General features: G+C 46.2%; 24 protein-coding genes. 17 read left to right on the forward strand and 7 right to left on the reverse strand.

The window, feature by feature from the left end:
• Positions 1-191 precede the first annotated feature (191 nt).
• The 3 genes from ACSAZL_RS07470 to ACSAZL_RS07480 all read left to right on the forward strand — a co-directional run bounded on the left by ACSAZL_RS07470 (position 192) and on the right by ACSAZL_RS07480 (position 5,046).
• Positions 192-749 (forward strand): DUF1269 domain-containing protein, encoded by a 558-nt coding sequence (locus tag ACSAZL_RS07470; RefSeq protein ID WP_440948071.1) that lies wholly within the window; start codon positions 192-194, stop codon positions 747-749.
• Positions 750-1,950: 1,201 nt separating this feature from the next.
• Positions 1,951-2,466 carry a DUF1269 domain-containing protein gene (locus ACSAZL_RS07475; RefSeq protein WP_440948072.1) on the forward strand — a complete coding sequence of 172 codons (516 nt, stop codon included), beginning with the start codon at positions 1,951-1,953 and terminating at the stop codon, positions 2,464-2,466.
• Between the two features lie 225 nt (positions 2,467-2,691).
• A complete protein-coding gene (locus ACSAZL_RS07480; RefSeq protein ID WP_440948073.1) occupies positions 2,692-5,046 on the forward strand; it encodes an arylsulfatase in 2,355 nt (784 codons plus the stop codon).
• A 134-nt stretch (positions 5,047-5,180) separates the two neighbouring features.
• Here the strand turns inward: ACSAZL_RS07480 and ACSAZL_RS07485 are convergent, their stop codons facing one another.
• Positions 5,181-5,366, reverse strand: a complete 186-nt coding sequence (locus ACSAZL_RS07485; protein ID WP_440948959.1) for a hypothetical protein — start codon at positions 5,364-5,366, stop codon at positions 5,181-5,183.
• Here ACSAZL_RS07485 and ACSAZL_RS07490 point away from each other — a divergent pair.
• From ACSAZL_RS07490 to ACSAZL_RS07520, 7 genes are all read left to right on the forward strand, one after another.
• The gene (locus ACSAZL_RS07490; RefSeq protein ID WP_440948800.1) at positions 5,296-6,246 is read left to right on the forward strand and encodes an AI-2E family transporter; all 951 of its coding nucleotides are present in this window, start codon (positions 5,296-5,298) and stop codon (positions 6,244-6,246) included. The genes ACSAZL_RS07485 and ACSAZL_RS07490 overlap by 71 nt on opposite strands.
• Positions 6,224-6,448 (forward strand): hypothetical protein, encoded by a 225-nt coding sequence (locus tag ACSAZL_RS07495; RefSeq protein WP_440948074.1) that lies wholly within the window; start codon positions 6,224-6,226, stop codon positions 6,446-6,448. Before ACSAZL_RS07490 ends, ACSAZL_RS07495 begins: the two co-directional genes overlap by 23 nt.
• On the forward strand, positions 6,418-6,735 hold the full coding sequence (locus ACSAZL_RS07500; RefSeq protein ID WP_440948075.1) for a hypothetical protein: 318 nt from the start codon (positions 6,418-6,420) through the stop codon (positions 6,733-6,735). The genes ACSAZL_RS07495 and ACSAZL_RS07500 overlap by 31 nt, the downstream gene beginning before the upstream one ends.
• Positions 6,736-7,543: 808 nt before the next feature.
• The gene (locus ACSAZL_RS07505) at positions 7,544-7,885 is read left to right on the forward strand and encodes a DUF1269 domain-containing protein (protein ID WP_440948076.1); all 342 of its coding nucleotides are present in this window, start codon (positions 7,544-7,546) and stop codon (positions 7,883-7,885) included.
• Between the two features lie 477 nt (positions 7,886-8,362).
• Positions 8,363-9,709, forward strand: coding sequence for an anaerobic sulfatase maturase (locus ACSAZL_RS07510; RefSeq protein WP_440948077.1), 1,347 nt, complete (start codon positions 8,363-8,365; stop codon positions 9,707-9,709).
• Between the two features lie 170 nt (positions 9,710-9,879).
• Complete coding sequence (locus ACSAZL_RS07515) at positions 9,880-11,370, forward strand: arylsulfatase (RefSeq protein WP_440948078.1); 1,491 nt, start codon at positions 9,880-9,882, stop codon at positions 11,368-11,370.
• 537 nt (positions 11,371-11,907) lie between these two features.
• The gene (locus tag ACSAZL_RS07520; protein ID WP_440948079.1) at positions 11,908-12,825 is read left to right on the forward strand and encodes an HAD family hydrolase; all 918 of its coding nucleotides are present in this window, start codon (positions 11,908-11,910) and stop codon (positions 12,823-12,825) included.
• 571 nt (positions 12,826-13,396) lie between these two features.
• Here ACSAZL_RS07520 and ACSAZL_RS07525 read toward each other — a convergent pair.
• Together ACSAZL_RS07525 and ACSAZL_RS07530 are read right to left on the reverse strand one after the other, a co-directional pair.
• Positions 13,397-13,795: a hypothetical protein gene (locus ACSAZL_RS07525; protein WP_440948080.1), complete on the reverse strand. Its 399-nt coding sequence runs from the start codon at positions 13,793-13,795 to the stop codon at positions 13,397-13,399.
• A gap of 1,105 nt (positions 13,796-14,900) precedes the next feature.
• Positions 14,901-15,176 (reverse strand): antibiotic biosynthesis monooxygenase family protein, encoded by a 276-nt coding sequence (locus ACSAZL_RS07530; protein WP_440948081.1) that lies wholly within the window; start codon positions 15,174-15,176, stop codon positions 14,901-14,903.
• 1,398 nt (positions 15,177-16,574) lie between these two features.
• Here ACSAZL_RS07530 and ACSAZL_RS07535 point away from each other — a divergent pair.
• The 4 genes from ACSAZL_RS07535 (at position 16,575) to ACSAZL_RS07550 (ending at position 20,112) form a co-directional block, all read left to right on the forward strand.
• Positions 16,575-17,096, forward strand: coding sequence for an LURP-one-related/scramblase family protein (locus ACSAZL_RS07535; RefSeq protein WP_440948082.1), 522 nt, complete (start codon positions 16,575-16,577; stop codon positions 17,094-17,096).
• A 24-nt stretch (positions 17,097-17,120) separates the two neighbouring features.
• On the forward strand, positions 17,121-18,032 hold the full coding sequence (locus ACSAZL_RS07540) for a bile acid:sodium symporter family protein (RefSeq protein ID WP_440948083.1): 912 nt from the start codon (positions 17,121-17,123) through the stop codon (positions 18,030-18,032).
• A gap of 135 nt (positions 18,033-18,167) precedes the next feature.
• Complete coding sequence (locus tag ACSAZL_RS07545; protein WP_440948084.1) at positions 18,168-19,481, forward strand: cation:proton antiporter; 1,314 nt, start codon at positions 18,168-18,170, stop codon at positions 19,479-19,481.
• 223 nt (positions 19,482-19,704) lie between these two features.
• Positions 19,705-20,112: a hypothetical protein gene (locus ACSAZL_RS07550; protein WP_440948085.1), complete on the forward strand. Its 408-nt coding sequence runs from the start codon at positions 19,705-19,707 to the stop codon at positions 20,110-20,112.
• On the opposite strand, the gene ACSAZL_RS07555 is transcribed toward ACSAZL_RS07550, so the two are convergent.
• Complete coding sequence (locus ACSAZL_RS07555; RefSeq protein ID WP_440945022.1) at positions 20,102-20,908, reverse strand: IS5 family transposase; 807 nt, start codon at positions 20,906-20,908, stop codon at positions 20,102-20,104. The genes ACSAZL_RS07550 and ACSAZL_RS07555 overlap by 11 nt on opposite strands.
• A gap of 286 nt (positions 20,909-21,194) precedes the next feature.
• Here ACSAZL_RS07555 and ACSAZL_RS07560 point away from each other — a divergent pair, with 286 nt between their 5' ends.
• Positions 21,195-21,704 (forward strand): mechanosensitive ion channel family protein, encoded by a 510-nt coding sequence (locus ACSAZL_RS07560; protein ID WP_440948801.1) that lies wholly within the window; start codon positions 21,195-21,197, stop codon positions 21,702-21,704.
• A 369-nt stretch (positions 21,705-22,073) separates the two neighbouring features.
• On the opposite strand, the gene ACSAZL_RS07565 is transcribed toward ACSAZL_RS07560, so the two are convergent.
• The 3 genes from ACSAZL_RS07565 to ACSAZL_RS07575 form a co-directional block, all read right to left on the reverse strand.
• Complete coding sequence (locus tag ACSAZL_RS07565) at positions 22,074-22,787, reverse strand: hypothetical protein (protein ID WP_440948086.1); 714 nt, start codon at positions 22,785-22,787, stop codon at positions 22,074-22,076.
• A gap of 55 nt (positions 22,788-22,842) precedes the next feature.
• Complete coding sequence (locus tag ACSAZL_RS07570) at positions 22,843-24,795, reverse strand: DUF1254 domain-containing protein (protein WP_440948087.1); 1,953 nt, start codon at positions 24,793-24,795, stop codon at positions 22,843-22,845.
• Positions 24,796-25,124: 329 nt separating this feature from the next.
• Positions 25,125-25,340: a hypothetical protein gene (locus tag ACSAZL_RS07575; protein WP_440948088.1), complete on the reverse strand. Its 216-nt coding sequence runs from the start codon at positions 25,338-25,340 to the stop codon at positions 25,125-25,127.
• A gap of 80 nt (positions 25,341-25,420) precedes the next feature.
• Between ACSAZL_RS07575 and ACSAZL_RS07580 the strand changes: the two genes are divergently transcribed.
• Positions 25,421-25,552: a hypothetical protein gene (locus tag ACSAZL_RS07580; protein ID WP_440948089.1), complete on the forward strand. Its 132-nt coding sequence runs from the start codon at positions 25,421-25,423 to the stop codon at positions 25,550-25,552.
• Positions 25,553-26,093: 541 nt separating this feature from the next.
• Entirely contained in the window at positions 26,094-26,357 is a 264-nt protein-coding gene (locus tag ACSAZL_RS07585; RefSeq protein ID WP_440948090.1) for a DUF1269 domain-containing protein, read from the forward strand.
• The last annotated feature ends 45 nt before the right edge of the window (positions 26,358-26,402 follow it).

Here is a 26,402-nt window from a genome sequence, read left to right on the forward strand (position 1 = left end):
ACTGTTTTTCGAGTGAAAAATTCCAGATATGGGAAAGGTAAGATAGCCGTCGGAAATGTGAGGAGCTTCCCGGCTTATCTGGATAGCCCTTCCCTTATGATAGGGTACGGGGAAACGGAAAGGTAAACGGAAGGCAGGGAAGCAGAGGAAGAAAAAGAGAAAGAAAGAAAACTTCAACAGGGGGAAAACAAATGGCTGAAGTAATGTATGGACCTATGCAGCTCTTAGTAGTAGTATTCGATAATCCGGAATTCCACGGCAAGATCCGGCGTGAACTTGAGTCCGTAATGGAAGAAGGAATTATCAGGCTCATCGACCTGCTGTTCGTATGGAAAGACGAAAATGGAAGCACCAAGTTTATGGAAGCTACACAGCTGGACGAAAAGGAGAGAATGCGTTTCGGGGCAGTAGTAGGCGGACTCCTCGGCTTTGGAGCCGGAGGTGAGGAGGGAGCCAGGAGAGGCATTGAGGAAGGAGCCCTGGCAGCAGCCCAGGAAAACTACGGAATCACCGAGGAAGATATTATGGAGGTTACCGATGCGATTCCGGAAGGCACAGCCGCTGCTATCCTTATCATCGAACACCTCTGGGCAAAAGACCTCAAGCAGGCGATTAAAGATGAGGGTGGAGTACTGGTTTCTCAGGGCATGCTCACCCCCGAGCTGCTGGCTTTGGTAGGCGAGGAACTGGCAGAAGCCGTTAAATTCGCTGAGGAAGAACAAAAATCTCATGCAGCACCTGCGGTCTGAAACGCTGCCAGGAAACAAAAGAAACCTGGGAAATAATCTGGAGAGGGATAACCCCTCTAAAAAGAAGATAGTTCGCCTGCAGTTTACAGGATTTCTGAACTGTCCGAAGTCATAATTAAAATCCGAAGTCATAATTAAAATCCGAAGCCATAATAAAAATCCGAAATTATTATAAAAAAGTGGAGAAGATAGGATTTACATTTTTCTATCTTTAAATAGCAAGAAACAAAAAAGCGAAAAATTACTTATTTTTTCCAAAGTTACTAATTTTTTCTTTATTCTCGTTAACCGAACTGTTTTTACCTGAAAACTTCTGTTGCAGGACAGTCCGGTGGCCGGAGCCGGAAGCTTTCCGTTTTCTTTCCCTGACCCGCATGTGGCCTGTACCGGACTGCCAGCCGGATAAAAAGCACCCGAAAAACGATACTCCAATCAGGATAAACGATAAACTGGAAAAAATCCCCAGACGCTGAGAGAATACTTTGCTTCACCCCACGAGGCTCCTTTTTAATTCATAATAATAGATATAAGCGCCTCAGCAAGAAGGAGGCGGTGGATTGTTGCAATTACATCGCAATTTTTCAACAGAAAGGAACAATCCATTTCGGTAAACCAAATAAAATAAATCAACATGCATAGGATAATATGTATAAAAGAAGAATTATATAAAGCGAATTAGTGAACATCGAGCTTGGGGGAAGTGGTCTCGAAGGTTCCTCTGGGGTTAACAATATCAAAATTTACGGTAGATGCCTGGATGGCAGTTTTCAGGAATAATAAAAAAACACCTGACGAATTTCAAGCCTTCAGGTTCAAACCGATAATAGTCAGAAAGACATTCAAATGGGATTCATCTCGCTCTGAATAGCTCTGGCTATGCCAGGATATCAATATCTGTGTAAACACACATGGGAATGACAGGTGAAAAAAAGTATACTGTGGATTTACCTGTCAGAAGTTATACTACCTTGACCCCGGCACAAAACGGTTTGTGAGCTTTGAGCAGGACTTCTCGGCCACTATGCTGCTGAAGCAGCAGAAAATGTGTAAGTCGCAGAAGAAGACATGTTACCCCGGCTATTTCAAGATTTACAAAACGGTAGCGGAGATGACAGTTTCACCTCTCTGGCGTACTGACATTAAAACACAGGTTTACATCAAAAAACAAGAACCGGAAAAATATCTGAAATAAAAGGAGGTCATGAATATAGCAACTCTAACCGTTTTAAAATTTGATACTGCTGGCGGTGCAGAACATGCACTTGGAGTGGTAGAGAATTTGAGCAAGAAGCAGCTGATCACCCTGCAGGACGCAGCAATCGTTTCCTGGCCTATGGGCAAAAAGAAGCCAAAAACGAAACAGTTAACCAGCATGACCGGAGTAGGCGCACTGAGCGGTGCATTCTGGGGCATGCTGTTCGGCCTGATCTTCCTGGTCCCGATCTTCGGGATGGTAATCGGGGCAGCTATCGGTGCGCTGTCCGCTTCCTTTGCCGACGTGGGGATCAGTGATGATTTCATCAAGTCTGTCCGCAGTAAAGTTACAGAAGGTACCTCTGCTCTCTTTTTGCTTACCAGCGATGCCGTTCAGGATAAGGTAGCCGAAGCCTTCAAGGGACTGAAGTTTGAACTTATTGCTTCTAACCTGTCAAAGGAAGAAGAAGACAAACTGCGCGAAGTGTTTGCCGAAGAAGAAGCAGCAGCTCCAGCACACTGAGTTTTGCCTGGAACCCCGTCTTTCCGGGAATGTAAAATATTTTCGGAAATTGCCGGAAAAGTAAAAATAGCGATTCTTGAATAAAAGATTCTTGAATAAAAGAAATTTGGGGAGAGGAGCAATAAGTCGGTTCCTTTCCCCATTTTTCTTTTTGAGCATTTTTATTTTTGTGTATTTTTATTTTTGTGTATTTTTCAGAAAATACTTACACTGATAGGAGGAGAAATGCCATTAAAAGAATACAAACCCGGAACCACCTTCCCCGGGGTCATAGGCCGGACGGCTGACCAGTCCGAATCGGCCTGGCCGGAACCCCGGAGAGCTAAAGAAGACTCCCCAAATGTTCTGTTTATCGTGCTGGACGACACAGGCTTTGGACAGCTCGGCTGCTACGGGAGCCCTATCGAAACACCCAATCTGGACAGCCTGGCAGAGGGAGGACTTTTGTACAACAATATGCACACAACGGCGCTCTGCTCACCTACCCGTACCTGCATCCTGACCGGACGAAACCACCATTCGAATAACATGGCCTGCATTACCGAAGGTTCGACAGGCTATCCCGGCTACAACGGGTACATACCTTTTGAGAACGGTTTTTTGTCGGAGATGCTTCTGGAACATGGTTACAATACCTATGCCGTCTGCAAATGGCACCTGACACCTGCAGACCAGATCTCGGCAGCAGGGCCTTATGACCGCTGGCCTTTAGGAAGAGGGTTCGAGCGCTTTTACGGCTTTTTAGGAGGGGAAACCCACCAGTATTATCCTGAACTGGTTTACGACAACCACCCCGTACACCCTCCCGGAACTCCCGAAGAAGGGTACACCCTGAATGAGGACCTGGCAGACAGGGCTATCCAGTTCGTTGCCGATGCCAAACAGATAGCTCCGAACAAGCCTTTTTTCATGTATTTCTGTCCCGGAGCCATGCATGCTCCTCATCATGTTCCTAAAGAATGGGCCGATAAATATAAAGGCAAATTCGATGACGGCTGGGAAGCTTACCGGGAGAAAACATTCGCCCGGCAGAAAGAACTGGGGATCGTCCCGAAAGACGCAAAACTCTCCCGCCATGACCCGGATGTCAGGCCCTGGAAAGAATGCTCGCCTGAAGAGCAAAAACTCTATGCCCGTATGATGGAGGTCTTTGCCGGGTTCCTTGAGCACACCGACTACCATATTGGAAGGCTGCTGCAGTTCCTGAAAGACATCGGAGAATTCGAAAACACCCTGATCATGGTGATTTCCGACAACGGTGCAAGTTCCGAAGGCGGTCCTACAGGCTCGGTCAACGAGAACCTGTTTTTCAACAACGTGCCTGAATCACTCGAGGAGAACCTTGCCCTTCTGGATAAACTGGGAGGCCCGGAGACCTTCAACCACTATGCCTGGGGCTGGACCTGGGCAGGAAATACACCCTTCCGCCGCTGGAAACGTGAGACATATCGCGGAGGGATCAGCGACCCCTTTATCGTCCACTGGCCAGGGGGGATCAGAGCCAGAAGCGAGGTCCGCACCCAGTACGCCCATGCTATCGATATGGTCCCTACGGTTCTGGAATGCCTGGGAATCGAGACCCCGACGGTTATTAAAGGGGTAACCCAATCGCCTATTGAAGGTGTAAGTTTTGCACACACCCTGGGGAATGCAAATGCTTCTTCCAGACACCATACCCAGTACTTCGAGATGATGGGACACCGCTCCCTCTATCACGACGGCTGGCGTGCAGTATGTCCGTGGCCGGGCCCTTCGTTCGCTGAAGCAGGAAAGCCCTTCGGAGAACCGATTTCGGCAGAGAAGTTAACCGAGCTGGATGCAACCGGCTGGGAACTTTACAATATTCAGAAGGATTGGACAGAAAACGAGAATGTGGCTGCAGAAAACCGGCCGAAGTTGATCGAGATGATTGCTACCTGGTATGCAGAGGCAGGGAAATATAATGTGTTGCCTATCGATGCCAGGGGAGTGCTGCGCCTTGCTGATGAGCGGCCGCAGATAGCAGTGGATCGAACGCGTTACACTTATTATCCCGGAACCCAGGCGATTCCAGCAAATGCAGCAGTTAATGTGCTCAACCGCCCGCATAGCATCACAGCCGATGTGGAAATCCCTGCCGGAGGCGCTGAAGGGATCCTGCTTGCCCATGGGGGTATTGACGCCGGCTATTCGTTCTATATGAAAGGCGGAAAGCTGCATTGGGTACACAACTACGTAGCTCGGGCTCTTTATCATGTCGAATCCGGTGAAAAGGTGCCTGAGGGCCGGCATCAACTCCGTTTCGAGTTTGAAGTGACCGGGGAGCCGGATGTTGCCAGCGGAAAAGGCGCACCTGGAAGGGCTCAGCTCTATATAGACGGGAATCTGGTCGGGCAGGCTGAGGTTCCGGTAACGACCCCGCTTATGCTTGGACTAACGAGCGGTGTTACCTGCGGTTCGGCCCCCGGAGCTCCGGTTACGCCCGACTATAAGCCTCCCTTTAAATTCACGGGCAAAATCTACAGTGTGACCGTGGATGTGAGCGGCGAACTGATCGAGGATAAGGAAGTTGGGATGCGGATGGTCATGGCCCGGCAATAATCAGCTTAACTAGTCATTAAACCGCCATATATACGACTCTGACGAGGTAGCAAAGACCAAATAGAGAACAGGAAAGCAACCAGAGGACTGCCAGTTCTTTTGCAGGGGGGAGAAATCATCACGGACAAAGGTTCTCAAAGCGAATTTTCCAGAAGCGCACCGTACTGGCTGCGTCGAGCAGGCATTATGAGCTGGCTCTTTCTGGGAATCTTGCTCGCTGCCAGCACCATACTGAGCATCATTGCGACGGTGAGCGGTATCATCGTCCCGCTACTCGTTGCGGTGGTGATAGGAATTGTTTTCAGGCCGCTGGTAGACATGCTGGAACGGCGGCATGTTCAGCGCAATACCGGCACGGTGCTGACAATGTTTCTTATATTTCTGGGTGCTGCCATCCTGTTTCTGATCCTGGTCAGAGGTTTCATTGACCAGGGAGCCGAGATCGTAAGCCAGCTCAATGCCGGATGGAGCAGCTTGCAGGCCTGGTTGCTGCAGTTCGAGGTAGAGAAGGAGACCCTGGAGTCGATCAGCGCCACAGCTCACAATGCCCTGCCTGCACTCGGCCAGGGCATCATAGGGCTTCTCAGCAGCACGTTTTCGAGTGCCGCAGCATTCCTGATCGGAGCCTATTTCAGTGTGTTCATCCTCTTTTTCATCCTGCGGGACGGGCCTGAAATGGAGGTCTGGCTGGCCCGACAGTTCAACTTAAAACCCGAGACCGGTACGGCTATCGTCGCCGATACCAGCCGCTCCATACGCCTCTATTTCCGGGGTACTGCAATCACTGCAGCTATTACGGCAGTCGTGGTGCTCGTTCCCCTGGTCATCCTCAAGGTGCCCCTGGTGGGCTCAATTTTAGTCCTGTACTTTTTTACTTCATTTATCCCCTACATAGGAGCCTTCATTGGCGGGGCCTTTGCCGTGATTATCGCCTTTGGTTCAGGGGGAGCGCAAACGGCGCTGATTGTCGCGGCGGCTGTGACCATATCCAACGGGGCGCTGCAGAATGCCATAAATTCGTGGGTCCTGGGAACAACTCTCGAACTACACCCGCTGGTCGTTTTCCTCGTAACGATCGCAGCCGGTATCGTAGGAGGGATCATGGCCATGATACTGGCCGTACCGCTGACTGCAGTCGTGGTACAAACAGTGCACCGCTTACGGGAGGAGGGAGTTTTTGCGGAGGACCGGAAGTCCTGATACGGGACAACAGGAGAATATCAAATGGCAGAAAATACAGGCAGACCTTACGCAGCCCGAATCAGGCCCGGATAATTATCCGAATCTTAAAGCTCAAATTCGAGCCGGGAACCCGGTCCGAACTACCTCCGTAAAGGCTGGAAAGCTTTCTTCCGGCACATCGACTCTTCGATGCAGGTTCTGGCAGACCGCATACAGCTGATGTTTATAGGAGGAGAGATAGGGGAAAAGGCAGAAGAAATAGACCGGATCATGCACGAAAATCCTATACAGGTCCTCTTACTCGAGTTCACAGGGTCAGGAATGAGGTTCAAAGCCAGATACCGGATAGGGGATTACGTGGAGACAAGGGTTTCAGAAGACCGACTGAATGCGGCAATTTATAAAGCCCTGATAAATGCAAATATAGCAATGCCTTCTTCTGATATCATTATTCATTTTGCTGACCAGGGAACTGAGTTAACAATTTCCAGAAAGGACGAGAATTAAAAAGGAAAATAAGATTAGCAGAAAGAGTAGAACATCTTCAATTTAAAAGAGTAATCCTTTTCAGCAGACCCAATAAAGTTAATCAACATGCATAAAATAATATATATAAAAGAACGATTATATAAAGTAAATTATTGAACACCGAGCCTGGGGGAAATCTCGAAGATTCAATTGGGGGTTGACAGTACGGAAATTAACCTGTAGATGCCTGCAAGCGGTTTTCGTAATGAAAGAGACATTTGACAGATCTCAGCATTCAGGTTGAAATCGCCGGTATTCAAAAAACAATTTTAATTGATTCGCCTACTCTGGACAGCGAAGTCTATGGAAAGATATCAGTGCATGCGAAATATGCAAGATCACACTGCATGAAGAAAATAATACCAGGGGCTTTCCTGTAACAGACTGGCTATTCCCTGACCCCCGCTGCAAAAAGCTTGAGGGATTTAAGTAAGTCTCTTCCCGGCTACTATGCTGTGCTGCATGTTGAGACAGCAGAAAGTGTGTAGCCAGAGATAAAGACGAGATTAACCCGGCTTTTTCAAGATTTACAAAACGATAGTGGAGATGATGCTTTCTCCTCTATAACTGACGTGAAAACATAATAACCAGCAAATATGTCGCATAAAAGGAGGTTTGAATTATAGCAACTTTAACAGTTCTGAAGTTCGAAACCGCTGATGGGGCTGAACAGGCTCTTGAGGCGGTAGAAAATTTAAGCAAAAAACAGCTGATTACCCTGCATGATGCAGCCATAGTTACATGGCCTGAGGGAAAAAAGAAGCCAAAAACGAAACAGTTAACCAGCATGGCCGGGGTAGGCGCACTGAGCGGCGCATTCTGGGGCATGCTATTTGGGCTGATCTTTTTTATTCCTATACTTGGCCTTGTGGCTGGAGCCGCAATAGGTGCTCTTGCCGGTTCCATGTCCCATGTTGGTATTGATGAAGATTTCATAAGGTCTGTCCGCAGTAAAGTAACCGAAGGCACCTCAGCTCTCTTTCTGATGACCAGTGACATGGTGGAGGATAAGGTTGCAGATGCCATGAAGCAGTTTAAGTTTGAAATTATTGCTACCAATCTGTCCAAGGAAGAAGAAGACAAGCTGCGGGCTGCCTTTGGCGAAGAAGAAGTAGCCGTGGCACGCTAAAATTTGATAGAAAAACGCCTCTCCGGGAAAACACCTATTCCCGGAAATTGGCTGTAAGGCAAGAAAGACCATCCTTGAACAGGGTGGGTGAAGGGAGAGAAGTGAAAGTCAATTTCCCTTCCCATTTTTATTTGGATACGTTAACTGTAAAATTCCAAAGCAAGTGGGAGGACAGATAGAAATACCTGTAACTATCCCTCTCTTGATCGAGCCAGGCGAAGGGCTTACCTCGGCAAGGACACCGGGTCTCCCACCATCGAGATTTACAAGCCTCCCTTTGCTTTTACAGGCACCGTCTCTCGCGTAGCAGTTGACGTCAGCGCGAACGGATCGAAGACCGTGAGGCAGAGATACGCATGGCTCTGGCAAGACGGTAAAGGCCAAATCGGGAATCGTTGCGGATAAAGATTCGGGACGGCTTTACCGGGAGCACACTGCATATTGAGCCCGGTCATTCCGATTCAGAAGGAAATACTGATGAGACAAAACTATCTACCTCCCAGAATCCATGTGCTGGCCAAACCAACAGGAGCTATCTGCAACCTGGCCTGTTCCTACTGCTTCTTTCTGGACAAAGAACTGCTGTATCCGGGCAGCAGGTTCCGCATGTCAGACGAAGTGCTGGAGAACTACATCCGGCAGCTCATCACAGCCCATCACCGCAGCCCGCAGGTAACCGTTGCCTGGCAAGGGGGTGAGCCTACCCTGATGGGAATCGACTTTTACCGGCGTGCCGTCGAGTTACAGGAAAAGTACAAAAAACCGGGTATGGCTTTCGAAAATACGATGCAGACCAACGGCACGCTACTGGACGACGAATGGTGCCGCTTCTTTAAGGAAAACAATTTTCTCATCGGGATCAGCATCGACGGTCCGCGAGAACTGCATGACGCCTACCGGGTGGACAAAAAAGGGGAAGGGAGTTTCGATAGGGTCATGAAAGGGCTGCGCCTCCTTCAAAAGCACGGCGTGGAATATAATGTCCTGACAACAGTAAACAGGGTCAATGCCGATTATCCGCTGGAAGTCTACCGTTTCCTCAGGGATGAAGCAGGAACAGACTGGATTCAGTTTATTCCGGTTGTAGAACGAATCAATGAAGAGGGACGTACCCTTTACCAGAAAGGGGACAGGGTCTCGGAACGCTCAGTACAGCCCGATCAGTTCGGAAATTTCCTGGGCCGCATTTTCGATGAGTGGGTGAGAAAGGATGTGGGCAGGGTCTTCGTCCAGACCTTTGAGGCTTCTGCACGCCGATGGCTGGGGCTATCTTCAGGCATGTGCGTTTTTGAGGAAACATGCGGGATGGGGCTTGCCCTGGAACACAACGGAGACCTCTACTCCTGCGATCATTTTGTGGAGCCTGACTACCTGCTGGGCAATATCATGGAAAAGGAAATAGCAGAACTTGCCTTCTCGGAAAAGCAGCACAGGTTCGGGCAGGACAAACGCGACACTCTCCCGGGGGTATGCCGGGAATGCGAGATACTCTTTGCCTGCCGGGGGGAATGTCCTAAAAACCGCTTCCTTACCACTCCTCCCGGGGAACCCGGCCTGAACTACCTCTGTGAGGGCTGGAAAGCTTTCTTCCGGCACATCGACTTTCCTATGCAGATCCTTGCAGGCCTGATACGCAGAGGCTACCCGGCAGCGGAGGTGATGCGGGTTCTGGCTCTGGAAGAGGCTTTTGCAAAGGCCGGGAGAAACGACCCATGTCCCTGCGGCAGCGGGCTCAAGTTTAAACGCTGTCACGGCCGAAGGAATAAAGAAACTGAAAGGAAGGACCGAAACCGGGTAAAACACAGGCTTCAGCCTCAGTCTTGATATGTTGTGCGGTTTTGAAAAGAACAGAGGGGAGTAGAGAAGGGAAAAAAATCCTGTTTTGCTACATCGGCATCGGAAAACTGCTTAAAAGTGAGGATCTGAGATAATAAACCAATCAAAAAACCAATCAAGCAACCAATCAAACGAGCAATAATCACAGGGGGTTAAGAATGGCAGAAAAGAAACCAAATATACTGGTCATCTGGGGAGATGACATAGGAATCAGCAACCTCAGCTGCTACAGCGACGGGCTGATGGGATACAGAACACCGAATATCGATAGGATTGCTGATGAAGGAATGAGGTTTACCGACTCTTACGGGGAGCAGAGCTGTACTGCCGGAAGAGCTTCGTTTATCACAGGACAGAGTGCCTTCCGTACCGGACTGAGCAAAGTGGGCATGCCCGGAGCCAAGGTGGGACTTCAGCCTGAAGACCCTACAGTTGCCGAACTGCTGAAACCACTGGGTTATGCGACTGGCCAGTTTGGGAAGAACCATCTCGGGGACCGGGACGAGTTTCTGCCCACCAACCATGGTTTTGATGAGTTCTTTGGCAATCTCTATCACCTTAATGCTGAAGAGGAACCTGAAAAACGCGATTACCCACCTGAAAAAGACTTCCCTAATTTCCGGAAGAACTATGGCCCCAGGGGTGTAATCCACAGCTATGCCGACGGCCGCATCGAGGATACCGGCCCGTTGACCAAAAAACGAATGGAAGACGTAGACCAGGAATTTCTGGATGCAGCCATTGATTTTATCAAACGTCAGCATGAGGCGGAAAAACCGTTCTTTGTCTGGTTCAACACCACAAAAATGCATTTCAGGACTCACATCCCGGACAGGATACGGGGACAATCGGGGCGCTGGCAATCCGCGTACCATGATGCCATGATTGAGCATGATCGGCAGGTAGGCGTGCTTCTCGACCTGCTGGATGAAATAGGCATTACTGACGATACCATTGTTATCTACAGCACGGACAACGGACCACATATGAACTCCTGGCCCGATGCAGCTATGACCCCGTTCCGCAACGAGAAAGACTCCTGCTGGGAGGGAGCTTTCCGCGTTCCGGAGGTAATGCGCTGGCCTGGCAAGATCCCGGCAGGCACAATTTCTAACGAGATTGTGAGTCACCTGGACTGGCTGCCCACTTTGCTTGCAGCAGCAGGTGAACCGGATGTTAAAGAGAAGCTTAAAAAAGGCCACAAAGCAGGAGACAAAACTTTCAAGGTGCATCTTGACGGTTATAACCTGCTTCCTTACCTGACCGGAAAGGAGGAAAAATCTCCCCGGAACGAGTTCTTTTACTTCTCTGACGACGGAGACATGGTAGCTCTACGGTACGACAACTGGAAAATGGTCTTTTTGGAACAGCGTGCTGCCGGTACGCTCCTTATCTGGGCTGAACCTTTTGTCCCTCTGCGTGTACCAAAAATATTCAACCTGCGTACAGACCCGTATGAAAGGGCGGACCAGACCTCTAATACTTACTACGACTGGCTTCTCGACCATGCCTTCTTGCTGGTGCCTGCTCAGGGTGTGGTAGGAGACTTTCTGGAAACATTTAAAGAATTCCCTCCACGTCAGAAAGCGGCAAGTTTTACCGTGGACCGGGTAATGGAAAAACTCTTGCAGGGGATCGGGAGCACCTGATGGTTGAAGTCCTCTATCTGGAACATTCTACTCCTTCAAGGCAATGCTCAGTAATATGAGTAGACTGTTCTTTACGGAACCAAAAACAGATTTTCAGGATGAAATTCAAAACGGATAGTGCCTATCCGGGATTTCCGGGAGTCTCTCATCATTTGAGCCTCGCTCCGGTTTCTGCATAGATAGCGGGCATTAGTTGAGGAGGCGCTGCTTACAAGTACTCGACCGATGGCCCGATAATAGGATAGGGAGCTGTGAGCTGGTGCAATTAATTGCTCTCTGTGTGTCGATCTTCTGCCAGCTTTCCATACGAACTGACTTCCGATTCAACGGCGGTTCGAAGCGGGAGCGAAACGCTCATGCAGGATGTCGGATAGGCAATCGCGTCGAATGTGTTCCATACGGGAGGGGGAGGATGTTAAATTACAGAGTAAGCTTCAGCCTTTACCGGTGAATGCACACTCCAGCATTTTGTCTCCACCGCAGCAAAGAGCGGTGGATTTTATGATTTCATTTGAAATAAAGTAAGAGGAACTGATAATGTCCGAAATACTCTCATTATGGAACGAAACACCGGCTAAGAAAGCAATCATCAATTACGTAAACGCAGTCACAAATCCTGAGAGTGCTGATTTTGTGCCAGAGACCGAGCGAATTGCCATCCTGGACAACGATGGAACCATGTGGGTGGAGAAGCCCGTCTATGTTCAGGTTTTCTTTATCATAGACCGGCTGAAGCAACTGGCTGAGGCAGACCCTGCGCTTCTGGACCAGCCACACTTTAAGGCAGCGGCAACGGGAGACCTGACCTACTTTCTCAAGATTGATCCCCATGCCGGCGGCGATATTAAAGAGCTGATGAAGATCGTCTTTGATTCTCATGCCGGCATGTCACAGGACGACTTCATGCTTATGGCTAAAGAGTTCCTGGAGACCGCCAAACATCCCCGTTTTGACGTACTGTACAGGGACCTGACGTACAAGCCAATGGTTGAGCTTGTGCGCTACCTTGGTGATAACGGCTTTAAGGTCTTCCTGGCGTCCGGCGGCGGCATGAGTTTTGTGCGTACAGTCTCGGAGGAGATCTACAATATCCCAAGAGAACGGGTTATCGGCAGCAACATCGCATTTGAGACCCGGATGACTGATGAGGGGCCGGTAATTTTCCGCAAGAAAGGCCTGGTCGATCCCATCGACGACGGAGCAGGCAAGCCGGTAAATATCGAGCTGCATATTGGCCGCAAGCCCATCCTGGTAGCCGGCAATTCGGATGGAGATCTGCATATGCTGTGGCTGGCACAGAAAAGTGGTTACCGCTCTCTATCATTGCTGCTCCGCCATGACGATGCAAAGCGCGAGTACGCCTACGACGAGGGTAGCGAGAAGACGCTACAGATGGCAAAGGAACGTGGCTGGATCGTGATTAGCATGAAAGATGATTGGAAGACCGTGTTCTGAGACGTTTCATTTCAATGCTAAAGAAGGCACAAGGTATGAAAACCACAAGAAATTGGGTGAAAAGGACTACAATATCCAGCTTTGTAGAAATCACATGGTCGAAAGAATTTACTGGCATACATATACTCCTAAATTTCTACTTATTTCAGTAAATTCCCCTCATAATTTTTTTGCAACGGAACCAACAATAAACCTGTTTTTGTGTAGGACTTACTCACTTAAGGAGTGAAATCAGGTGCATGCGGCCTCGCTAAAATAATTATGATTTAGACAGTAGAGTGCTTTCTGCTTATGATTTTCAGCTCAACTGCATAAGACATATTTGGGTAAGAAAGCAGGTAAAGGGTCGATCAAGATTTTACATAAATTTCGGTATGCTACCCTTATTTGATTTTCAGTAGCTCAAATCTGTCTAACTAACTCGGAAATACGGAAAATCAGCTTTGCACCTAAAGTGCCTTTTCAGCCCAACTTTAGGTACAGGTACCAGACTTCAGATGCAAACAGACTTAAGCGCAAAACCGGAACTAAAAAAATAGATAACAGATTGGGAAAGCTGTAGATGAATGCTTTACTTCCATTCCCAGCCTTTCACGTTATAAATCATGCCATCGTTCGTTTCGGCTTCGTAAATACAGACGACGCTGTTGAGACCTCCGAGTTTCGGTGACTGCGTGCAACAAAACGCTACCCCTCGAACACTACCGAGTGGAGGAGCCCCTTTCGGAATAGTTATTCCTGATAAGGTAAGAGTGGCTGTATCGCCATCCTTTGTCAACAAAACTCCGTACCCTTCTGAATACATTACCCCATTATGTCTAGGCTTGTTCACAAATGTTACTGTGACGGTACATTCAATCCCAAAAATTTTACCTTGTTCTTGAAGTGTTATCTCCATCGTACCATTTTCATCAATCACTCGCGTGCCTATCGCTTTGGTCGTCGCCTCATATATCAAATCGCCTAACATTTTAATTACCCCCTAGTAAAGTATCGCGTTTGAATATATGTGTGCTGCGCTGATTATCATTTAGGGGTCACCTCACTTGAAACAGAAAAAATTGTGCGTTAAGGATTTTGATTTAATGTACCCATGCGAGTAGAACCTAACTTGTATCGTTTTTGATATAAGAAGTGTCGCAACTTATGCATATCAAACATTCACGTAGACACATATTTTCTTAAAATGATAAAATTTTTTATAAGTGTATTCGAGTCTGAAAAGAGTAGAATTATAATTGGCTTAGTTAAAAAGCATTAAGGGCTTGTATATAGCCTGTGGAGTGTATGCAACGTATAGAAATTGTGGAACCTGCTTTGGCATATAGTATTTATTTACCCTAAAAGTTATCTAAAAATAGACTGGTTTGGTGGAAAATGTATTCTTTGATATGGATATTGCTGTTCTATTAGGAATTATTGTCAATGAGCTAGTTACCAATTCCTTTAAACACGAATTTCCCGGCAGCAAGAAGGAGAAATCCGAATTAAACTATGTAGAGAAGAAAAAGGAGAATCTCTAAACTGCATAAATGAAGACTGTAAGAGCACAGGTTTCACTCAAATCGCTTCCGACAATGGAGTTGGCATTCCCGAAGACTTTGATATCGAAAATCTTATCACACCTGGATTCCAGCCCATAGTTTCCCTTGCAGACCAATCGGATGGAGAGTTTGAAGTAAAAATAAACAACGGGACAGAATTTACCATAAAGTTTGATGTAACAGGGAATAAGACATCTGAGCCAGCCCAAAATCGATTAGTGGATTAATTGAATTTATGAAATCGAACAAGAACTCATCCAAAAAGTCAATAAATGACATATTATAAAGTTATATTAAGTCGCATGCTTTTCAGATAGGCTCTTAGTACGTATGTCTCTTTCGATGCTGGAGTTATACTTGATATTTATTAATTCATACAGTTACTTCGAATAACAGGCACAAATAAATGAAAGTACTTTCAAGTACTTGAAAGCACTTCCATGTCAAATCAATAGCTACAGGCAAGAAAATTCCTTACTGATTACCAATTAAAGTGGATTTTCTTCCACTAGCACATTGAACTTTTGCAAATCATACCGAAAAATCCTCGATTTTCTCAAAAAAGTGGACTTCAGGCTTTGTGGATACTCCTGCTTCTTGCATTGTTTTTTTCAGGTCTTCGGATTCTATGAACCTGGTTGCGTGTTCTTTTGTATCCCATTCCAAAAGGATAGTGATTTCATTCGGGTCATCCAAACCGTGAAAGAGCTGCCAGCCTCTACAGCCTGCTTTTACTCTCCTTGATGCATCTTCATCGAAAACAGGTTTCCATTTGGGATAGTCTTCGATTCTGTGCTTTATAATCAAATATACAATAGCTATTCCCCCACTATTACCCGAACGTTATTATAAACAGGGCTGCGCACTTGAGGTATAAAATCACGCGCAAATTAGTTAAAGGATTATGCTGCTGATTTTGCAATTCAACTGCTTCAGCCCCGTATGCATTTTATAATCTACTCATTTATATACTTAAAAATATATAAGATTATACGAGTTTAATATATAATAGCAGACTACACAGAAATTTTTTTAAACACCATTAAATATCGAGCTCATCCCAAAACTTGATTTAACCTTACTATTACTGCTAAAATTACGACCCCAGGGTATGATATTTCTTTGACTTCATACTTTGGCAATACTTTCTTGCATGACTCTATACAGCTAAAAAACCTTTCTACTACACTTTTCTTTTTAAAATCGTCCCAATCTACTTTTATTGGTCTTCCTCTCTTCTTTTTCTTTCTATTTCTTACGTTTACTGGTATATTGGACTTTATTCCTCTTCTTCTATTATATTTTCTGATGTTATCTGTGTCATTAATATTGCATCAGCTGCCACTTTGGAAGGCCTGTTTACAAGCCTTCCTTTAGATCTCTTTATCTTAAAATTTTTAGGTGTAGGTACATAAAGAGTTAGTCATTCTCATTTGCAGGAACAACAATAATTGAGAGAGGAAGCCCTTCTAAATCTATTAAAACGCTTAATTTTACTCCTTTTACTTTCTTGTAGTCATCGTAACCGATGTTTCCCCCTTTTTAGCAGGAACGTCTTTCGTACCAGCAAAGCAATGGGAAGGATCTATTTTCTTCAAATCATAACCTTTGTTTAAAAGTTCATTTAAGATTTCCTGATGGGTACCATGTTCACACAGATAGAGATGGAATTTGTGAACTGTTGACTTGGAACCATAATAGGGGGGAGCATCTTGCCACGTACAGCTGTCGTAACAACATACAAAATCCCATTCAGTAACTTCCTTGTACTTTAAAAAAATCTTCCTTGTTCTTTAAAAAAATCCTGCGTCATTACAGTTTTCTTTGACCGTCTCAGGAAAAGACAATTGATATTACTGATTTTTTGTAATTTTTAACATTGCCAGTGTCGACTTATTTGACTTTTCGGATATGCTCTTAATACAGTCTGTTTCTTTGAAAAGCCCATGTATATTATAAATAATATAATTATATATAATTGTATATATTATGTATTTTGTATCCAGATGGGGGGAACATATCTGGAATAATCCAAAGAGCCAGCAGCCCGGATCCGATTTGGAAGCAGGTTCCATTATTACTGCGGTTTCCGGCTGAAAGGCTAACCAGTATCATCCTCCTCTGGTCTATAACAAAATAAATAGACACTGAATAGATACCTCAAGGCAGGTAAGTGAATATAGTAAAACAAAGGGAGTGATTTTGATGAGGCGAATCATGGGCGGTCTAAGGGGCCATGAAGGTGAAAGCTTACAACGCTACAAAATGCGCGAAAAACTTGTTACCATAGGAGATGACTACTGGATAGAAAATGAAGCCGGAGAGCGGGCATTCTATGTTGACGGTAAAGCTCTCCGGATTCGCGATACCCTGATTATCAAGGATGTGCGGGGAAATGAACTGTATAAACTCAAGGAGAAGCTTCTCAGGATAAAGGATACGATGGACATCCAGGATTCGGATGGAAAAACAGCCGCAACGATAAAAAAAGCCCTGATCACACCTCTCCGAGACCGATTTAAGGTTGAAGTCGCAAATGGGCCCGAAATGGATGTCCAGGGAAATATCCTGGATCACGAATACGAGATCAAGGAAGGAAGGGAAAAAGTTGCAGAGGTTTCGAAAAAATGGTTCCGGATAAGAGACACCTATGGAGTGGAGGTTTCTCCGGGACAGGACGCTGCCCTGATCCTGGCAATCACTGCGGCACTTGACCAGATGGCATGACTGAAAAGGGATGTGGGGAGAAGAATGGTCGAGACAGTTTCCTTTTTGAATTTCCTTGAAACCATTGGTGTTCTTGCAACTCTGATCTTTGTGCTCACCAGCATGCTTGGCATGGGCTTCTCTCTCACAGTTCCGCAGATACTCATCCCATTGAGGAACAGGAAACTGGTTATTTTCTCGCTGGCAGCCAATTTTGTACTCGTCCCGCTGCTCGCTCTTGGAGTATTGTTTATTTTCCCGCTTTCTAAAGGGCTTTCCATCGGGCTTTTCCTCCTAGGCACTTCCGCAGGAGCTCCGTTTCTTCCGAAACTTGCGCAGGTGGCGAAAGGTGACACCGCATTCGCAGTCGGGCTAATGGTGCTCCTGATGGTTGTGACTATTATTTACGTCCCGATAGTCCTGCCATTTTTGCTCTCAGGGGTTTCAATTAACCCCTGGGATATAGCAAAGTCCCTTATCCTTCTGATGCTCCTCCCCCTTGCAATTTCCCTGTTCATCAGGGCCAGATACGAAGAAGTAGCCGATGGGCTCCTGCCCATGATGACCCAGGCTACCAATCTTTCCCTTCTTGTCCTTTTCGTGGCTTTCTTTGTGGTCTACTTCTCTGACCTCGTTAACGTCATCGGGACTACAGCGGTTATGGCGGCAGTAGTTTTTCTGCTTGTTTCATTTGTCATAGGCTACTTCCTCGGAGGGTCCGACAAGTCTATCCGGAGAGTGCTTGCCCTCGGGACTGCTCAGCGCAACCTTTCGGCAGCCCTGGCAATTTCCACGCTCAACTTCACAGACCCGGATGTAATGGTCATGATTATGGTAGTAGCACTGGCAGGCCTTATCCTGCTGATGTTTATAGGGGGAGAACTGGGGAAAAGGGCAGAAGTGCCTGAAGGGGAGACACAGGAGCAAGAAAAACTTTCTTCAGCACCGGGAAAGTAAAAGAATGAAGATATTTGAAAAGATGGGGCCTGGATAAGGGTGCTTTAAGGAATAGCTCAAAAGACGAAATAACAGGTGGCTGAAGCAGTCGACTATAAAACAGTGAGAGTGTAACCTGAAACAAAAGGAACTTCCATGACATCAGAAATTGAAATTTTTGTCATTGCCTTTACAGCGCTGCTCTTTCTCTCCGGCCTTGTCTCCGGAAAGATTTCAGGCACTGTAGTCACAGCTCCTATGATCTTTGTGGCAGCAGGAATGCTGCTCAGCCCGGAAGGGCTTGACCTGGTGAGTCTCTCTTCAAGCAGCATTCTCATTCTCAGTATAGCCGAGCTTGCACTTGTCCTGACTTTGTTCTCGGATGCTTCAAAAATTGAACTGCAGGCACTAATGCGCGAAGATAAACTTCCAGGCCGGCTTCTTATAATTGGCACCCCGCTTACAATTGCTTTCGGGGCTATTGTTGCTGCTTTTCTTTTGAAGGATATAACACTTGCAGAAGCAGGTCTTATAGGGGCCATGCTTTCTCCTACCGATGCAGGACTTGGTCAGGCGATAGTTAACAATACAAAAGTGCCTGCAAAAATCAGGCAGGCGCTTAATGTGGAGAGCGGACTTAATGACGGGGGTGCAATACCTTTCTTCCTCTTTTTTCTGATACTGGAAGGGGGGGAGGCACTAAAGTGGCCGGCAGGCACTCTGATTGTCCTGGCGTTTGAACAGATAGGTATAGGGGTGCTTGTGGGCGCAGTTATCGGGCTTGCAGGGGGATTGCTCTCCGGCAAAGCTGTAAGGATCGGATGGATGTCAGGGCTTTACCGCAAAATCGGGTTTATGTCCCTGGCTATCATCTCCTGGCTTGTAGCAGACTTGCTAGGAGGCAGCGGATTCATTGCCGCTTTTACAGGTGGTCTAATCACTACTCAAGCTGCAGGTAAAATAAAAGCCACGGAAGAAGAGGCCATCCTTACGGAAGCTGAAGGGAGCATACTTAGTTTTGCAGTTTTTTTCATATTCGGAATTATAGCGGCTACAAGAATTTTTACAATCAACTGGCCAATATTTATCTATGCGGTGCTGAGCCTTACGCTTATCCGTATGATACCTGTTGCAATCTCCCTGATAGGCATGAGATTGCATACCAAAACCGTACTTTTTCTGGGCTGGTTTGGGCCCAGAGGCCTTGCATCCGTTGTTCTGCTATTAACTGCTATGGAAGAAACGGGGGGAATTGGGGGAAGCGAAACTGTAAGTCTTGCCGTGATCACGACTGTTTTTCTAAGCGTTTTTGTCCAGGGAGCCACGGCAGGCCCTGGAAGTGAGTGGTATGCCCGCATAATAGCGGGGCTGCCTGCTGATGCCCTTGAGAGGAAGAAAGTAGAAGAATCTCTTACAAGCCCCGACAACATGACTGTCAAGAATTTATCAAATAATTCTGAGGGAAGGTAAAGGATATGGGATGGATACATTATCTGGAGGCATGAACCAATCAAACTTTATCCGGTGACGTGGACCATTCAACCTGATTAGCCGGTTATTGTCTTGCTCGCACTGGTCCGCCGGTTTAAGCGAAAATGGATTTCTGGTGGACTGAGACGTCCTTAACAATAGTAAGAAGGAATATACCTGATAATTCTATGGCATGAACAATTAGGGACCGGGAGAAATGTGAGTGGTTGAAATTGAACAGATACTTCCGCTTGGCAGAATTCTCCTGAGGCTGGCCATTATTCTGGTACTGACGACGGGAGCTATAATAGTTAGCCGATTAGTTCTGAAGCGCTTGCTTTGGCCGGCAATCAAAAGGACAAAAACAAGAGTTGACGACAGAATTCTTCGCCTATTAGAAAATCTCCTGCTGCTTTATATTATTCTGCAGGGTATGCAGGCGATAGTAAGTCTGTTCGGTGAGTCCATAGGTATCTATTCAAAACTTGTGGATGACCTCTTCTTCCTTCTCTACTGGAGTATAGGAGTTTATGTTATTTTTCGCCTCATATCGATCACTTCAAACTGGTACCTATCCAAGGTACCTCTTAGAGCGTGTCTTAAAATTATTCTCCTTCTCTTTAATTCTTGATATTAGCGATTCTTTTAATCATTATTCTGATCATAGCCGCATATATCAATGCTTGACTTGATTCTGTTAATCCTTCGTAGTCTTTACTTAACCTTCGATATCTACCTAGCCATCCAAACGTCCGCTCTACTATCCATCTATGTGGAAGTACTTGAAATTCTTTGATATTATCTCTACGCTTAACTATTTCTAGTACCCATCCACATGTTATCTTGACCCACTCAATCAGTTTACCTGAATAACCAGCGTCAGCCCAAATAAGCTGTAATCGAGGGAATGCTCCATTAACTTGTTCCAGAACAAGTCTAGCACCATCTCGATCCTGGATATCTGCTGTATGAACCACAACCATCAACAGTAACCCTATTGTATCTACCAGAATGTGACGCTTTCTCCCTTTCACTTTCTTGCCAGCATCATACCCACGGACTCCTGGAGTTTCTGTGGTTTTAACAGATTGGCTATCTAAAATTGCAGCACTTGGCTCTGGTTCTCTACCATATGCAATTCTCAGTTCTATTCTCAGAACAGTATTGATATGTTCCCAAATTCCATAAATACGCCAAAGACGAAAGTAATGGTAAACAGTTTTCCAGGGTGGAAATTCGTGAGGTAGCATTCGCCAAGCACAACCAGAACGTAACAAATAGAAGATAGCATTCAATATTTCTCGATAAGAATGAACACGTTTTCTACCTCGATTTGTTTTGAGATCAGGAAAATAAGGATTAATTATTTTCCATTCTCTGTTGGATAAATCACTGGGATAAGGAAGCCTTATAGATCGTTTTGACATCGAAGAAAAACCAAGAGAAAAGGATTATTTAATTTTAAGACAGCCTCTTAGAGATAGAGAAGAGATCGACCAGAGAATTATCCGTTCCATACAATACATATTTCTGCTGGTTTTCAGTTTTTTAGCTATCATTATACTTTTAAAACATTTTGGGATAACAGGAGCGGCACTTACCGCATCGCTTACAGCTCTCGGTCTCAGTGGAATAATTATCGGACTTGCAGCCCAGACAACTCTTGCTGACATCATTACCGGGATCGTACTTTTAATTGACCGCCCCTTCAGAATCGGAGACCGCATTCGAATCGAAAAACTCGATACATGGGGAGACGTGACAGAGATTGGGTGGAGGTCAACGCGCATTCTTACAAGAGACAACCGGCTTGTAGTAATTCCCAATTCTATTATCGGAATGGATTTGATCACTAATTATTCCATACCTGATAAGATATACCGTGTCGAAACCGATGTAGTTGTATCCTATGGTCCGGATATAGAGTATGTACGAGACCTGATTATCGAAGCCGTGAAGCGCGAAGACTGGATCATGCATGAAAATCCTGTACAGGTCCTCTTACTTGAGTTCACAGGGTCAGGAATGAAGTTCAAAGCCAGGTGCTGGATAGAGGATTACGTGGAGACAAGGGTTTCAGAAGACCGACTGAATACGGCAATTTATAAAGCCCTGATAAATGCAAATATAGCAATGCCTTCTTCTGATGTCATTATTCATTTTGCTGACCGGGAAACTGAGTTAACAATTTCCAGAAAGGACGAGAATTATAAAGGGAAATAGATTAACAGAAAGAGTAACAGAAAGAGTAGAACATCTTCTATTTTATAGAACAATCCTTTTCGGCAGACCCGACAAAACTAATCAACACACATAATATATGCAAATGAATGTATGTGTAAAGCCGACTAGTGCACAAAAGCCGACTCAAAAGAAGACAAACTGCGTGCTGCCTTTGAAGAAGAGGAAACAGCACCTGAATACTGAATTTTGAATGAAAAAGGTTCTTCCAGAGTTTAAAAAATGCTCAGGGAACTGCCTTGAAGGCAGAAAAGTTGTTCTCGATTAGAAGGAGGTGGGGAATAGGAACAAAAAGTAAGTTTCCTTCCCCGTTTTTATTTTTATACTCAAAAATGCAGGACTAAACCCCGGTTATGGCTTGTAGTTGCTTGTTCCCTCATCGAGTGCGTCATACACATTTTGCAGTTCATCCTGGACTATCCGTGCAACGCCTTTAAAAGGTCGAAGTATAAGATCCTGATCCAGAACCTTAACCCTGTAACTCCATCCAGGCGGCAGCTTTAGCTTCTTGTTGAGCGTCTCGAGGTTTTCATACTTCAGATTTTTATCCACAAAGTCAGTGTAGGATTTCATGACCCATGCTGTACCAGTAGGGTCATCCAGGATGAAAACAGGCTTTCCTTTCTCAAAGAATAACTCCGATTTGCGCTCAACCTTTGTCGGCATGTAAGGCGTCTTGCCAAAGGCGGCGTCTGGTTGTACATTACCCATCCACCGTGCCTCCAAGCCGTCGAAATCGCGCACCTTCGGTGCTACAGGTATATCCCCTCCATCAATCACAAAGTAACGTGGAGGGTTTAAGGACACATTTGGAACATTATACTGCTCCTTCACCGCCCCGGTTGAGAAGTTCACCATGATTGATTCCGGGCATGTGTCTCTGGGATCCTTCTCGTTATTCAGGCCCAATGTATTGTAGAAGCCCCATCCGGTATCGCATATCAGAAATACCTCGCAATATCGCAAGCCACGCAAATTGTCAAAGTGAATAACTTCGGCCGACTCTCCATCTTTCAGGACGAGGGCACAACCCCGCTCATCTTCTTCCTTTCCAATCAGCACCATTTCATTTCAACACCCTATTTCTAGTTTTAGTTAATCGAATCGAGTTTTGTCCTTTTCAGCCTAGTTTTGTAATCGGCGGACATTCCCATTCCGCATTGATCACTTCGGGATGTGGGATATACAACCGTAGAACAGTAAACCACGCTCCACTGCCAGTTGGCAGCCAGTTCGATTCCTTATCTGGGCCAGGGGACTTTTCCTGGAAGTAAAAGGTTATTCCCCCGTCATCATTCTTCTTGACTCCTGGTGTACGGTTACCGATGGAGTAGCGGTTAATCTGGTTAGGGATTAAGTTATAATCGGTGCCGTAGGCGGTTATCGACCAGAATGCATCCACAGGCGGCTCAAACCCCCCTGGGAATGTTAGCTCGTACCTGTGAGCGCTCGTCAGTGGCTCGCCAAAGTTGTCCGTTAGGTTGACCAGGTATACTGCCTCTACAGGGTCGTTGGCAGCAATTCCTGCCAGGGATTGATCTGCAGCACGCTTCAGGAACTCATCCCCAAAACGTCCCTCATTGGATGGAGGGTAGCGCCAGCCGTTGACAAACTCTGCCCAGACTCCACTCATGAACTGCTGCCTTAGCAGCGGTATGCCAACTCCCAGCACGCGCTGTAGCGCCTTCTTAACCACCTCTGGCTGATGCTCTACATCCAGATCAGGTCCGATGCCGATTGTTGCGAACTGCTTGAGCAATACCTCATGGTGCGCTTCTGGCGGGTTCTCAGCCAGCATGGCGTTAAGCGTCTTCCATGGCCCCAGCGGGTCCTCGGACCCGGCAAGAGCAACAGCAGGCTTGTAGACGTCGCAGCTTTCGGGAAGTTGTACCTCTGGTTTGCCCCAGAAACTCAGTGGTGTCAGCCTGTACTGTGCCTGAAGAGCATGCACAGCTGGCAGGTCGTCGACGCCATCCGCCAGAGTGCGGCCAAGGATCAATATCCACGGTGTCGGGGAGGACGGCGTCACGGCAGTTACACCCTCGGGGAGATCACCACGCCAACCGGGACCAATAAGAGCATAGTTGCCCGCTCTTGAGCCAACCCTCTTGCCTACATAGGCAAAGTTGTCCGAAGCAAAAGAAACCAGTTCAAATGTCCAGTACCTATCACCTGGGACCTCGGGCACGGTGAGAATAACTGGCTCTTTGCCGATATCTACCCAGGCGATTGAGTACAGTGTGTCGTTGTTCGGGCAGCCACCGTCACGATACGTAGCATCTATAAGCTCGCTAGCGTGCCAGAAATGATTGACAGGCGCATAAGGAACGTGCTTTGGGTCCTGGGGAATGTTTGTCCACTTATAACGTGTGATAGCGTTATAGACATACGGGAAACCATAGATAAGTGCCTGCAAGCCCAGTGAGTATGCGTATTCTTCCTGCCAGTCCAGGACCAGGGGAGCTGCCTGTGGTGCTGTCTGTGGAGTTGCCTGTGATACTTCAGCTGCCTTAACCGCCAGGTCATTCGTACCCTCAGCCGCGCCAAAACCTGCTCCTATCCGCTTCAAATCATCGACAGTAAGAACCTGGGCGCCGGCTTTCCTTATGCCATCCTCGACCTTTCCAGCATATTGCGGGTCCACAAACAGACCAATAGCCACTGAGCCGGGGTTTAGAGCATAACCCAGATGTGTAGCCCGTACGTTCAGCTCAGTTGGGCTGCCTACCGGCTTGCTAGCAATGGTGATTATGTCCTCTGCGATACGTTCAGCCAGAGCAGCAATATTCACTCTGGACGTCGAACCGATATCAATGATGTTGATGTCGACTTTGCCCTTATCATCCTTAGCGAGGACCAGGATATTGCTGGCGTTTACCATCCGAAGCTGGGAGCTGAGACTCTTAATCTTCTCCATAGCAGCGTCTGCAGCTGCCTTGCTGGCGAAAACTCCTGCCACCAGTTGTCGCTTCTCGGACAGAGCCGTGTCAGCTTTTGAGACTTGTATTTCTGGATTTGCTACCATTCCCATACCACTCACATTAAACTGGTCAACTTGTGTTTTCTTTATCAAACCTTGATTTTAATATTATACTTCTAATTAATATATATTTTAAATTTTATAGGTCTTTTGTAACAATTGTGCGTACCAATAATACGTACCAGTAGTGCGTACTAATAATGCTGCAACTGTTTTTTGGCCTTCAGGGTTCTTTAATAAAGGAAGAAAAATACCGGGAGCATATGGAGATCTATAAGGATGATTCATATGGTACCTGCGGTCCGGGAATAGCTCGACGAGAACTGGAAAGTAGAGCAGAATTGTTAATGGTGGGATAAGCTGGATGAATTTACCTCTGGATCAGTGCAGCTCCTGGTCATCGTATTCGATAACACTGATTTTCACATCCGAATCCGGCGTGAACTTGAAACGGTCATGAATAAAGTAATAGTCAGGCTCATTGACCTGCCGTTCCCGTGGAAGGACGCTGATGGAAATCCCACCGCTCTGGAGACAACATAGCTGGACAAAAAAGAGAGAATGGGTTTCGGAGCCGTTGTAAGAGAGCTTATCGGATTTGAGTCAAGGATAGTCTCTCTAAAAAGGAGATTATTCACCTGTATTTACCAGACCTCTACATTATCTGAATTTTTAGTAGAAAAAGAAGAAGATGAGGATTTCATTTTCTATTTTTTGAGTGCAGGGAACATTTAAAGGTGCAAAATATTCATTTTCCTATTTTTCATCACTTGGAATGCTTTTCATCATCCGGAGTGGAGGAGATCATGCTGCAGGAAAGAGGACTTTGTCTTTTATTTACGATCTTTGACTTCCGAAGATATCGTTTATTTTGCTGACATTGAAAATGAGCTGACAATTTCCAGATATAATAAAAATTTAGTAAATTATGAGATTAACAAGAAAAAAATGAAAAAGTTTCAAATCCTAAAATAATCCTTATCAGTAGACCCGATAAAATTAATCAATGAGCATAAAATGATATGTGTAAAAGAATATGTATATAAAGTCAATTATTGAACAACGAGTTTGGGGGAGATCTCGAAGGTTCAACTGGGGGGTTAACAGCACCAAGATTAATGGATAGATACCTGGAAAGCAGTATTCTTAAAAGGCAGAACTTAATGGATCTCAGCATCCGGGTCGAACGGTGCTGAAAAGGTGCTTCGTGTGGTTGAAAATTTAGGCAAGGGGCAAATGATCCCCCTTCATGATGCGGCTATAGTCACCTAGCCTGAGGAAAAAAGAAGCCGAAAACAGAGCGGGTGGAAAGTGCGACAAGTAAAGGTATACTCAGCGGCGCTTTTTGGGGTGTGCTGTTTGGCCTGCTCTTCTTAGTTCCAGTACTTGGCGTGGCTGTTGGTGCCACAATGGGCGGAATCACCGGGTCCGTGTCCGATATGGGCATTAAGGATGAGTTTATCCGATCTGTTCGCAGTAAAGTGATAGAAGGCGCATCAGCCCTTTTCTTGATGACCAGCGACGCGGTAACGGATAAAGTTGCTGAAATCGTGAAGGGACTGGACTTTGAAATGATAGCTTCCAACCTTTCTGTCGAACAGGAAGAAAAGCTACGTGAGATTTTTGCCGAAGAAGAGTCGGTTCCTGCACAATAAACTTTGACTGAAAGCCGACCATCCAGATCTAGCGTTTCAAGGCTG

The sequence above is a fragment of the Methanosarcina mangrovi genome (assembly GCF_052057765.1).
Taxonomy (GTDB): domain Archaea; phylum Halobacteriota; class Methanosarcinia; order Methanosarcinales; family Methanosarcinaceae; genus Methanosarcina.